Here is a 10,989-nt window from a genome sequence, read left to right as displayed (position 1 = left end):
CCGCGGGGGGGGGGGTTTTTGCTAATCAATAGCCCGGTTTCCTGCTATTCTTGCGGCAAACAGAAGAGGAGAATGTGATGTATCCCGTTGACCTGCACATGCATACCGTCGCCAGCACCCATGCCTACAGCACCCTGCACGATTATATTGCGGAAGCAAAGCGTAAAGGGATCAAACTCTTCGCCATCACCGACCACGGCCCGGACATGGCGGATGCTCCGCACTACTGGCACTTCGTTAATATGCGCATCTGGCCCCGCCTGGTAGACGGGGTGGGGATCCTGCGCGGTATTGAGTCGAATATTAAAAATATTGAAGGCGAGATCGACTGTTCCGGACCGATGTTGACTTCCCTCGATCTGATCATCGCCGGATTTCATGAGCCGGTGTTTCCGCCGCAGGATCGTGACACCCATACACAGGCGATGATAGCCGCGATGGCCAGCGGTAAAGTGCATATGATTAGCCATCCGGGTAATCCGAAATTCCCGGTGGATATCCCGGCGATTGCCGAAGCGGCGGCTCGCTACCAGGTGGCGCTGGAGATTAATAACTCCTCATTCGTATCATCGCGCGTGGGCAGTGAAGACAACTGCCGGGCCATCGCCGCCGCAGTGCGTGATGCCGGGGGATGGGTGGCGCTGGGCTCGGACTCTCACACCGCCTTTACCCTCGGGGAGTTTACCGAATGCCGCAAGATCCTTGATGCGGTCGATTTCCCGGAGGAGAGGATCCTCAACGTTTCTCCGCGTCGCCTGCTTAACTTCCTCGAGTCGCGGGGCATGCCGGCGATCCCGGAATTTGCTGACCTTTAATTTGTATAACTGGAATAACTGAATGAACGAGTTTTCAATCCTCTGCCGCGTGCTGGGTTCGCTGTATTACCGTCAACCGCAGGACCCGCTGCTGGTGCCGTTGTTTACCCTGATCCGCGAGGGCAAACTGGCCGCCAGCTGGCCGCTTGAGCAGGACGAGCTGCTGGCGCGTCTGCAGAAAAGCTGTGAAATGCAATCCCTGGCGACGGACTATAATGCGCTGTTCGTCGGTGAAGCCTGCAGCGTCCCGCCGTACCGTAGCGCGTGGGTGGAGGGTTCCTCGGAAGCGGAAGTTCGGGCTTTTCTGAGCGAACACGGCATCCCGACAGGGGAAGGTCCGGCGGATCATCTCGGCTCGCTGCTGCTGGCCGCCTCCTGGCTGGAGGATCATGCCGCAGAAGACCAGAGCGAGACGCTGGAGCTCCTGTTCGCCGACTATATCCTGCCGTGGTGCGGGACGATGCTGGGGAAAGTCGAAGCCCATGCGCACACGCCGTTCTGGCGCACCATGGCGCCGTTGACCCGCGACGCCATCGCCGCGATGTGGGACGAGCTTCAGGAAGAAGATGAGCAATAATATGTGATGTAAATCACTGTTTGAATGAAACTGAAAGAAAGTTCATTCATATACTGTGTTTTAGATCGCATTCTTCCGGCGCGTATCTGCTAGGATACGCGCCATGAACATACTCTTCGCAATCGCATTAACGACAGGCATCCTCTCCGGGATTTGGGGGTGGGTGGCGGTCGCTCTCGGCCTGCTGAGCTGGGCCGGATTCCTCGGCTGTACGGCCTATTTCGCCTGCCCGCAGGGCGGCTTGAAAGGGCTGGCCATCTCGTCCTGCACGGTGATGAGCGGCGTGGCCTGGGCGTTAGTGATTATCCACGGTAGCGCGCTGGCGCCACAGGTGCAGATCCTCAGCTATATGATGACCGGTGTGGTCGCCTTCCTGATGTGCATTCAGGCGCGACGGACGCTACTGTCGTTTGTCCCGGGCACCTTTATCGGCGCCTGCGCGACCTTCGCGGCAGACGGCGACTGGCGTCTGGTGATCCCTTCCCTGGCGCTGGGTCTGGTCTTTGGCTATGCCATGAAAAATAGTGGCCTGTGGCTGGCGGCCCGTGCGGATAAGCATAAATTGTTCGTCAACGACAACGCCTGATCGGCGGGACGACTAAAAAACAGGACCTTACGGGTCCTGTTTTTTTATCTTCTCGTCACCGGACAAAGCGATAATCTTGCTCCCGCAGGCGAGAATGCCCTAGTATCGGCAGAAAGCCGTATCCACACGCTATGCCGACAGGAGGAGAAATGGCTGTTAAACCTGAGGTAATTCTCGGCGATATTACGACACTTGATGTCGATGTGATTGTTAATGCGGCAAATCCCTCGCTGCTGGGTGGTGGCGGAGTAGACGGGGCCATCCCCCGGGCGGCCGGTCCCGCGCTGCTGGCGGCTTGCAAGCAGGTGCTGCAGCAGCAGGGCGAATGCCCTCCCGGGCATGCGGTAATTACTATTGCCGGCAATCTGCCGGCCAGCGCGGTGATCCACACCGTGGGCCCGGTCTGGCACGGCGGTGACCGCATGGAGGCGCAAACCCTGGCCGATGCTTACAAAAACAGTCTGCAGTTGGCCTCGGCAAACAACTATCGCTCCATTGCGTTTCCGGCGATAAGCACCGGCGTGTATGGCTATCCGAAAGAGGAAGCGGCGGCGATCGCCGTGCGCACCGTCACCGCGTTTCTCACTCGCTATAACCCTCTTGAGCGCGTCCTGTTCGTCTGTTTTGACGAGGAAACGGCGGCTATCTATCGCCGCCTGCTGGCGTCATACCCCTGATTCAACAGAATAGGCTATGATAACCGCCAGTCTTGACGGGAATGATGGGTAGCAGGAGGGAGCAGGGTGTCAGAAGGAAAAGTCCAGCAGAAACAGCAGGCGCGCCGCGCGGAGATCGTTGTCGCTGCGCAAAAATGTTTCGCTGAAAAGGGGCTGCACGGCGCTTCCGTCGCCGATATCGCCCGGGAAGCGGGCCTGAGCGTCGGTCAGCTATATCGCATTTTTGCCAGCAAGGAAGCGATCATCGAAGCGATTGTTAGCGAAATCGTCAACGCCAGAGTCGGGGAGATGATCGATGAGAACCACAATCTGGCGCGTAAAGCGGCGGTTTTGGCCGGCAGGATCCCGACGTCGGCAGCCACCAAAAGCGATAATTATCTGCTGATGGAGATCAATGCCGAGGCCTCGCGTAACCCACGCTTGCGTGAGATCCTGATGCAGGCCGATCGGCGGTTGAAAGAGGAGGGCGGTCGCCTGTCGCAGCGCTACCATCCCGGGCTCAGCGATGCGCGACGCAATGCCGCATCAGAGCTCATCGCCGTTCTGACAGAGGGGGCAGCCTACCGCTGTGAGCTGAGCGCCTCCACCCCGGTCGATAAGGCAGATTTAGAAGCCCTGTACAATATGATTTTCGACCGGCTTTTTGACGAGCAGGCATAATACGGCACGCCTGGCGTGCCGCACAGGCTAATGGTTAGCTGGCCGAGGCTGGGGTTTTGGCCGGTTTGTTCATCGGTTTACCGGAGAACAGGAAACGCAGCAGCGGAATGCGCAGGTGAATTTCATACAGGATCAGGGCAATACCCACCACAAAAACCAACCCGCCAATAAAGCCTAAGGTATTGGACTTAATGACCGGGGTGATCCACGCCCCGTACAGCAGCGTCAGCGGATGGTGCACCAGGTAAATAAACAGCGAAGCATTGACGAAATAGGTTACACGCGCCGACTGGAAGTTCAGCAGGCGATGGCCGAGCGAAAAGACCACATTGACCATCCACAGCCCAAGCACCATGGTGATCACCGATTCCGTTTCATACATCCAGCCGTCGCCGGAGCCGTACTGCTGGTTCAGCCGGTAGGCGATAAATCCCAGCAGCGCCGCTGCGCAGCACCATGGTGACGGGGTGGTAAACATCGCCTTCAGACGCGGATTAATAAAGGTCTGCGCCCCCAGCACAAAGAAGGGAAGATAGAACAGCGTCTGCATCACCACAAAGTTAAACAGACCATTGCTAAGCAGCGGCGGGTAAATCAGGAACAGCGATCGGCGGATCAGCGCGTAAAGCACCCCCAGCGCAAGGAAAATCATCGTTAGCTGGCCCATAGTGACAGTGTCACCAAAGGCTGAGGCACCCCCTGCCGGGCGGCGCGTCAGCCATTTAAACAGCACCACGCCCAGCGAGGTCAGCACCACCAGCACCAGTAAAAACCACAGGTGGGAAATAAGCTCCCACGCCAGGGTGTTAAATTTGTCGTACCCGGAAAGGGTGTGCCAGTTTTCCGCCTTGCCGTTGACGTACTGCAGCATAATAAACTGCGGCAGCGTCAGCAGTGGGATAGCGGTCAGCATCGGAATACCGACCCGTTCGACGCGCACTTTCCACCACTTTTTCAACGGGTAGCGCAGGAACAGCATGTAGGAGAAATAGCCGGAGATGACGAAAAAGACCTGCATCCGGAAGGCATGGATGAAGTCATTAAACAGCGTCAACCACCACGAGGGCTCAGCGCTGTTGACATGCCAGCTGTGGCTGGAATAGATCAGCGAAATGTGGAAAGGGATCCCCAGCAGCATCAGCCAGGCGCGGATGCTGTCGAAGAAATATTCACGCTGTACCGGAGTATTATTCATACGATTCACGACAATCTCAGATAATTCGTCTTATCACTCAAGATGATAACGCTTACATTATCAGCAACCCTACATGAACTCGGGGTACCTGTCTCCAGGATAAGCACGCAAAGTGCAAACGGGATAGCGAACTGTTTATTCCCTGCGCCGCTACGCTGAACAAAGCAGGGATTATGTTGTCGGATTGCCTGAGTTTCCATTAAAATAGATCGGATCGATTTAAGCACACAAAGGGGGAAGTGCTTACTTATATGAAACATAAACCACAGATGATGAAAATGCGTTGGTTAAGCGCAGCCGTAATGTTGTCCCTGTGTACTTCATCTGCATGGGCATTTAGCATTGATGACGTTGCAAAAGAGGCCAAAACGTTAGCCGGGAAAGGCTATGAAGCGCCGAAGAGTAACCTGCCCTCCGCTTTCCGCGACATGAAATACGCGGATTACCAGCAAATTCAGTTTAATCACGATAAAGCTTACTGGAATAACCAGAAAACCCCATTCAAGCTTGAATTTTACCATCAGGGTATGTACTTCGACACGCCGGTCACCATCAATGAAGTGACGGCCACCAGCGTGCGCAAAATTAAATATAGCCCGGACTATTTTAACTTTGGTAACGTTCAGCACGATAAAGACACGGTGAAAGACCTCGGTTTCGCCGGCTTCAAAGTACTGTATCCGATCAATAGCAAAGATAAGAACGATGAGATCGTCAGCATGCTCGGTGCCAGCTACTTCCGCGTGCTGGGTCAGGGTCAGGTTTACGGCCTGTCCGCGCGCGGCCTGGCTATCGATACCGCGCTGCCGTCCGGCGAAGAGTTCCCGCGTTTTCGCGAGTTCTGGATCGAGCGTCCTAAAGCCACCGACAAACGTCTGACTATCTATGCGCTGCTGGACTCCCCGCGGGCAACCGGCGCTTATCGCTTTGTCATCATGCCGGGACGCGACACCGTGGTAGATGTCCAGTCCAAAGTTTACCTGCGTGACAAAGTGGGCAAACTGGGCGTGGCGCCGCTGACCAGCATGTTCCTGTTCGGTTCCAACCAGCCTTCTCCGGCGCTTAACTATCGTCCGGCGCTACACGACTCCAATGGTCTGTCGATCCTGGCCGGTAACGGCGAGTGGATCTGGCGTCCGCTGAACAACCCGAAACACCTTGCCGTTAGCAGCTATGCGATGGAAAACCCGCAAGGGTTCGGCCTGCTGCAGCGCGGCCGTCAGTTCTCGCGCTTCGAGGATCTCGACGATCGTTATGACCTGCGTCCGAGCGCCTGGATCACCCCGAAAGGGGAGTGGGGCAAAGGGAAAATCGAACTGGTTGAAATCCCGACCAACGATGAAACCAACGATAACATCGTGACTTACTGGACGCCGGATCAGCTGCCGGAGCCGGGCAAGGAGATGAACTTCAAGTACACCATCACCTTCAGCCGCGATGAAGACAAGCTGCATGCGCCGGATAACGCTTACGTTATGCAGACCCGCCGCTCTACCGGCGACGTGAAGCAGTCGAACCTGATCCGCCAGCCGGACGGCACCATTGCTTTCATTGTCGACTTCACCGGCGCCGATATGAAAAAACTGCCGGCGGATACCCCGGTCGCCGCCCAGGCGAGTACCGGCGATAACGCTGAAATCGTTGAAAATACCGTGCGTTACAATCCGGTGACCAAAGGCTGGCGAATGATCCTGCGTTTGAAGGTGAAAGATCCGAAGAAAACGACGGAAATGCGCGCCGCGCTGGTTAACGGTGATGACACGTTGAGCGAAACCTGGAGCTATCAGCTGCCTGCCAATGAATAAGATAACAAAGTACATTGACGCATTGCCGCTGTCGGACGCCGAGAAATCGGCGCTGCCGGACACCAGCCTGCAGGCCGTTCATCAGGCCCTGGATGACGACCATCAGACCTTCGCCCGCGAAGACGACTCCCCGCTGGGGTCGGTCAAGGCACGGCTGGCGCATAGCTGGCCGGATTCGCTGTCTGGCGATCAGCTGGTGAAGGACGATGAAGGCCGTACTCAGCTGCATGCGATGCCTAAAGCCAAGCGCTCCTCAATGATCCCGGACCCGTGGCGTACCAACCCGGTCGGCCGCTTCTGGGACCGTCTGCGCGGACGCGATGTCACGCCACGCTATCTCTCCCGTCTGACGCAAGAAGAGCGCGAGAGTGAGCAAAAATGGCGTACCGTCGGCACCATTCGTCGCTATATCCTGCTGCTGCTGACGCTGTCGCAGACCGTAGTGGCCACCTGGTATATGAAAACCATTCTGCCTTATCAGGGCTGGGCGCTGATCAACCCGGCCGACATGGTGGGGCAGAACCTGTGGATCTCGTTCATGCAGCTGCTGCCGTACGTGTTGCAGAGCGGCATTCTGATCCTCTTCGCGGTGCTGTTCTGCTGGGTTTCCGCCGGCTTCTGGACCGCGTTAATGGGCTTCCTGCAGCTATTGATCGGCCGCGATAAGTACAGTATTTCCGCCTCGACGGTCGGTGACGAACCGTTGAACCCGGCGCACCGTACGGCGCTGATAATGCCGATCTGTAACGAAGACGTTGACCGCGTTTTCGCCGGCCTGCGGGCGACCTGGGAGTCGGTGAAAGCGACCGGTAACGCCGCTCATTTCGACGTCTATATCCTCAGCGATAGCTATAACCCCGATATCTGTGTGGCTGAGCAAAAGGCGTGGATGGAGCTGATTGCCGAAGTGCAGGGCGAAGGGCAGATCTTCTACCGCCGCCGTCGTCGTCGAGTGAAGCGTAAGAGCGGCAACATCGATGACTTCTGCCGCCGCTGGGGCAGCCAGTATAGCTATATGGTGGTGCTGGACGCTGACTCGGTGATGACCGGTGAGTGTTTGAGCAGCCTGGTGCGCCTGATGGAAGCGAACCCGAATGCCGGGATCATTCAGTCTTCCCCGCGCGCCTCGGGCATGGACACGCTGTATGCGCGTTGCCAGCAGTTTGCCACCCGGGTGTACGGTCCGCTGTTTACGGCGGGTCTGCACTTCTGGCAGTTGGGGGAGTCCCACTACTGGGGCCACAACGCCATTATCCGCGTGAAGCCGTTCATTGAGCACTGCGCGCTGGCGCCGCTGCCGGGCGAGGGCAACTTTGCCGGGTCGATCCTGTCGCACGACTTCGTCGAAGCCGCGCTGATGCGCCGTGCCGGCTGGGGGGTGTGGATTGCCTACGATCTGCCGGGCTCCTATGAGGAGCTGCCGCCGAACCTGCTGGACGAGCTGAAACGCGACCGTCGCTGGTGTCAGGGCAACCTGATGAACTTCCGCCTGTTCCTAGTCAGAGGGATGCACCCGGTTCACCGGGCGGTGTTCCTTACCGGCGTGATGTCCTACCTGTCGGCGCCGCTGTGGTTTATGTTCCTTGCCCTGTCGACGGCGTTGCAGGTGGTGCATGCCCTGACCGAACCGCAGTACTTCCTGCAGCCGCGTCAGCTGTTCCCGGTGTGGCCGCAGTGGCGGCCTGAGCTGGCCATCGCGCTGTTCGCTTCGACCATGGTGCTGCTGTTCCTGCCGAAGCTGCTGAGTATTATTCTGGTGTGGTGTAAAGGGCCGAAAGAGTACGGCGGATTTATCCGCGTCACGCTTTCACTGCTGCTGGAGGTCCTGTTCTCGGTCCTGCTGGCGCCGGTCCGTATGCTGTTCCACACGGTCTTCGTGGTCAGCGCCTTCCTCGGCTGGGAGGTGGTATGGAATTCGCCGCAGCGTGATGATGACTCCACGCCGTGGGGGGAAGCCTTTATGCGCCACGGCTCGCAGCTGCTGCTGGGGCTGGTGTGGGCGGTCGGGATGGCATGGCTGGATCTACGCTTCCTGTTCTGGCTGGCGCCGATTGTTGTCTCGCTGATCCTCTCGCCGTTCGTATCGGCGATTTCCAGCCGGACGACAGTGGGCCTGCGCACCAAGCGCTGGAAGCTGTTCCTGATCCCGGAAGAGTATTCGCCGCCGCAGGTGCTCAAGGATACCGATGCGTACCTGACGATGAACCGTCAGCGTTCGCTGGACGATGGCTTTATGCACGCGGTGTTTAACCCGTCGTTTAACGCCCTCGCCACCGCAATGGCCACTGCGCGCCACCGTCAGGGGCATATCCTGGAGATCGCCCGCGAGCGCCATGTCGAGCAGGCGCTGAATGAAACGCCGGATAAGCTGAACCGCGATCGTCGACTGGTGCTGTTGAGCGACCCGGTAACCATGTCGCGTCTGCACTATCGCGTATGGGCCGCGCCGGAGAAATACTCTTCATGGGTGAACGCCTATCAGCAGTTGGCGCTTAACCCGCTGGCGCTGAAAACGAAATAAGCCGTACGTTAAGGAAAATACCGGCAGCGATGCCGGTATTTTTTTATCTGAAATACGAGGATGTGGATGCGAATACTACCGATCATTGCCATGGCGCTGCTGCTCAGCGGCTGCGGCAGCATTATCAGCCGTACGGTGCCCGGGCAGGGGCATGGCAATCAATATTACCCGGGCGTACAGTGGGATGTTCGCGATTCGGCATGGCGCTATCTCACCATTCTTGACCTACCGTTCTCGCTGGTATTTGATACGCTTCTGCTGCCTCTGGACGCCAGCCACGGCCCCTATAACTGATTAACGCTCGTCCCACTCGTCGGCTGCCGTCTGCCCCTCTTCGGTGTCCAGCGAGGGCTCGAGCTGAAATTCGCCTTCATCCCATTCGTGGAGCGTATTTTCCTCCAGCCACTCCTGACGCAGCTCTATCTCATCATAATCCCCGTCGAAGACGCTCTGCGCGGCTTCGCCGCTGAGCATCGGGAGGCATTCGCCTTGTTCCTCTTCGTCAGCAAAAAATTCGGCCTGCCAGGCGATATCGCCATCCTGCAGCACATACTTTTGAATGTTGAGCTGCTCAACGTTGGCGCTCTCTTCATCGCTGTCAGGGTTGTTGGCGAGAAATTCTTCACGTGCTGCATCAATAGCTTCTTCAAGCGTGGCGTAGAACATCGAATCCTTTGGCATAGCGAATCTCCTGAGAAGAATATGAATTGAACACGATTCAATCTATAGAAGGCGGTACGCACGGCGTCAAGGGACAGAGCCCCTCTCGACGTTAATTTACTGAATGCGAAGTATCCGCGGCTGGCCGACGCAGGCTGAGGGTGGAGTAGATCGCATTAAATAATACCACCCCTGCGGTGACCAGAAATACAGCGCGGAAGCCATAGTTAGCGGAAACCGACGCGCCAATCAGGGGGCCGGTAACGTTGCCAATATCGCGGAAAGACTGGTTATAGCTGAAGATTCGCCCGGAGATCTGGCTGGTCGAGTTGTACACCAGCAGGGTTTGCACCGCCGGCAGCAGCGCGCCGTCCGCGGCGCCGAGCAGGAATCGCAGGATACCTAACTGCAGCGGGGTCTGAACGAACGACATCGGGATCAGGAGTAGCACCGAGATAATCAGCGCGACGATGAGGATTTTTTCCGGCCCGATGCGATCCCCCAGTTTGCCCAGCCGCGGGGCGCTCATCAGCGCGGCAATGCCCGGCACCGAGGCGATCATTCCGCTGATAAAGGCGATGTTACTGACGTTGCCCGCGAGATCGCGTACATAAAGCGTCAGGATCGGCGCAATGGAACCGGTGGCCACCTGGATTATCAGCGAGGTCACAAACAGGCTGAGCACCAGTTTGGGATTCTGCAGCGAGGAGAACACCTCTCTGGCACTGAGCATCTCTTTCCTGGCGATCGGCACAAAATTTTCGCGGATTAAAAACAGGGTAAACAAGAAACAGATAAATAGTACCGCCGCGGTCATAAAGAAGACGGTGCGCAATCCCCAGTGGTCGGCCAGGAAGCCACCTGCCAGCGGGCCGAGCAGGGCGCCGCTTACCGCGCCGGTAGACAGTGTCCCCAGCGCCCAGCCGCTTTTATGGCGCGGGATCTGGGTGGCGATCAGGGCGTTGGCGTTAGGAATAAAACCGCCCAGCAGGCCGAGCAATGCGCGCAGCAGCAGAAACTGCCAGATATTCTGCGCCATTCCCATCAGCATCATCACGATGGCCATCCCGAGGGCGGAACGCAGCAGCATGATTTTTCTCCCCTTGCGATCAGCAAGCCCCCCCCAGAACGGCGAGGCGATGGCAGAGAAAAGAAAGGTAATACTAAAGACCAGCCCGGACCACATGTTCAGGGCGCTATGCCCGGTGACGCCGAGCTGTTCGACGTAGAGTGGCAGAAAGGGCATGACCAGGCTGAAGGCGGCGCCGGTTAAAAAGCAGCCAAGCCAGGTCACGGTCAGGTTTCGTTTCCAGTTAATGGGGGTTTCAGCAGACGACATAGGGTTCCACTGGCCTGCGCGGCAGGTCAAATTAAGAGAAAATATGAGCCTGCTAATTATGCGCCTGAGAAATAGATGCCGCAATGGAGGAGAGCTTTTAAAGCTAAAGGAGAGCCTAAAGCCTGAGCGGCGAAGCTTCCCCCCCCCCGGCCGG

General features: G+C 57.5%; 11 protein-coding genes. 8 read left to right on the top strand and 3 right to left on the bottom strand.

Translation table 11 applies throughout. The features are described 5' to 3' along the window. Positions 1-77 precede the first annotated feature (77 nt). From HMPREF9538_RS18835 to HMPREF9538_RS18855, 5 genes are all read left to right on the top strand, one after another. Complete coding sequence (locus HMPREF9538_RS18835) at positions 78-815, top strand: phosphatase (protein WP_004140764.1); 738 nt, start codon at positions 78-80, stop codon at positions 813-815. A gap of 22 nt (positions 816-837) precedes the next feature. After that, on the top strand, positions 838-1,392 hold the full coding sequence (locus HMPREF9538_RS18840) for a TorD/DmsD family molecular chaperone (RefSeq protein WP_004140758.1): 555 nt from the start codon (positions 838-840) through the stop codon (positions 1,390-1,392). 103 nt (positions 1,393-1,495) lie between these two features. Beyond that, positions 1,496-1,978, top strand: coding sequence for a DUF1097 domain-containing protein (locus HMPREF9538_RS18845; RefSeq protein ID WP_004191006.1), 483 nt, complete (start codon positions 1,496-1,498; stop codon positions 1,976-1,978). A gap of 149 nt (positions 1,979-2,127) precedes the next feature. Beyond that, positions 2,128-2,655 carry an O-acetyl-ADP-ribose deacetylase gene (gene ymdB / locus HMPREF9538_RS18850; protein ID WP_009484525.1) on the top strand — a complete coding sequence of 176 codons (528 nt, stop codon included), beginning with the start codon at positions 2,128-2,130 and terminating at the stop codon, positions 2,653-2,655. A gap of 66 nt (positions 2,656-2,721) precedes the next feature. Next, entirely contained in the window at positions 2,722-3,315 is a 594-nt protein-coding gene (locus tag HMPREF9538_RS18855; protein ID WP_004179313.1) for a TetR/AcrR family transcriptional regulator, read from the top strand. A 34-nt stretch (positions 3,316-3,349) separates the two neighbouring features. Here HMPREF9538_RS18855 and mdoC read toward each other — a convergent pair whose 3' ends face one another. Beyond that, positions 3,350-4,510 (bottom strand): glucans biosynthesis protein MdoC, encoded by a 1,161-nt coding sequence (gene mdoC, locus HMPREF9538_RS18860; RefSeq protein ID WP_002898962.1) that lies wholly within the window; start codon positions 4,508-4,510, stop codon positions 3,350-3,352. 251 nt (positions 4,511-4,761) lie between these two features. Here mdoC and mdoG point away from each other — a divergent pair, with 251 nt between their 5' ends. The 3 genes from mdoG (at position 4,762) to HMPREF9538_RS18875 (ending at position 9,130) form a co-directional block, all read left to right on the top strand. After that, positions 4,762-6,315 (top strand): glucans biosynthesis protein MdoG, encoded by a 1,554-nt coding sequence (mdoG, locus tag HMPREF9538_RS18865; protein WP_004140751.1) that lies wholly within the window; start codon positions 4,762-4,764, stop codon positions 6,313-6,315. Then, complete coding sequence (gene mdoH, locus HMPREF9538_RS18870) at positions 6,308-8,836, top strand: glucans biosynthesis glucosyltransferase MdoH (protein ID WP_009484524.1); 2,529 nt, start codon at positions 6,308-6,310, stop codon at positions 8,834-8,836. Before mdoG ends, mdoH begins: the two co-directional genes overlap by 8 nt. 66 nt (positions 8,837-8,902) lie before the next feature. Further along, positions 8,903-9,130, top strand: a complete 228-nt coding sequence (locus tag HMPREF9538_RS18875; RefSeq protein ID WP_002898978.1) for a YceK/YidQ family lipoprotein — start codon at positions 8,903-8,905, stop codon at positions 9,128-9,130. Here HMPREF9538_RS18875 and HMPREF9538_RS18880 read toward each other — a convergent pair whose 3' ends face one another. Both HMPREF9538_RS18880 and mdtG read right to left on the bottom strand, forming a co-directional pair. After that, complete coding sequence (locus tag HMPREF9538_RS18880; protein WP_002898981.1) at positions 9,131-9,517, bottom strand: MysB family protein; 387 nt, start codon at positions 9,515-9,517, stop codon at positions 9,131-9,133. 91 nt (positions 9,518-9,608) lie between these two features. Continuing rightward, positions 9,609-10,835, bottom strand: a complete 1,227-nt coding sequence (mdtG, locus tag HMPREF9538_RS18885; protein ID WP_002898984.1) for a multidrug efflux MFS transporter MdtG — start codon at positions 10,833-10,835, stop codon at positions 9,609-9,611. Positions 10,836-10,989 lie beyond the last annotated feature (154 nt).

This window comes from Klebsiella sp. MS 92-3 (genome assembly GCF_000195655.1).
GTDB classification, from domain to species: domain Bacteria; phylum Pseudomonadota; class Gammaproteobacteria; order Enterobacterales; family Enterobacteriaceae; genus Klebsiella; species Klebsiella pneumoniae.
This window is presented reverse-complemented; position numbering and strand designations above follow the sequence as displayed.

Excerpts from the sequence above, each read along its gene's own strand:
- HMPREF9538_RS18875 (WP_002898978.1), top strand. The coding sequence starts at position 8,903 with ATGCGAATACTACCGATCATTGCCATGGCGCTGCTGCTCAGCGGCTGC.
- HMPREF9538_RS18835 (WP_004140764.1), top strand. The coding sequence starts at position 78 with ATGTATCCCGTTGACCTGCACATGCATACCGTCGCCAGCACCCATGCC.
- HMPREF9538_RS18845 (WP_004191006.1), top strand. The coding sequence starts at position 1,496 with ATGAACATACTCTTCGCAATCGCATTAACGACAGGCATCCTCTCCGGG.
- HMPREF9538_RS18840 (WP_004140758.1), top strand. The coding sequence starts at position 838 with ATGAACGAGTTTTCAATCCTCTGCCGCGTGCTGGGTTCGCTGTATTAC.
- mdtG (WP_002898984.1), bottom strand. The coding sequence starts at position 10,835 with ATGTCGTCTGCTGAAACCCCCATTAACTGGAAACGAAACCTGACCGTG.
- HMPREF9538_RS18880 (WP_002898981.1), bottom strand. The coding sequence starts at position 9,517 with ATGCCAAAGGATTCGATGTTCTACGCCACGCTTGAAGAAGCTATTGAT.
- ymdB (WP_009484525.1), top strand. The coding sequence starts at position 2,128 with ATGGCTGTTAAACCTGAGGTAATTCTCGGCGATATTACGACACTTGAT.
- mdoH (WP_009484524.1), top strand. The coding sequence starts at position 6,308 with ATGAATAAGATAACAAAGTACATTGACGCATTGCCGCTGTCGGACGCC.
- mdoG (WP_004140751.1), top strand. The coding sequence starts at position 4,762 with ATGAAACATAAACCACAGATGATGAAAATGCGTTGGTTAAGCGCAGCC.
- mdoC (WP_002898962.1), bottom strand. The coding sequence starts at position 4,510 with ATGAATAATACTCCGGTACAGCGTGAATATTTCTTCGACAGCATCCGC.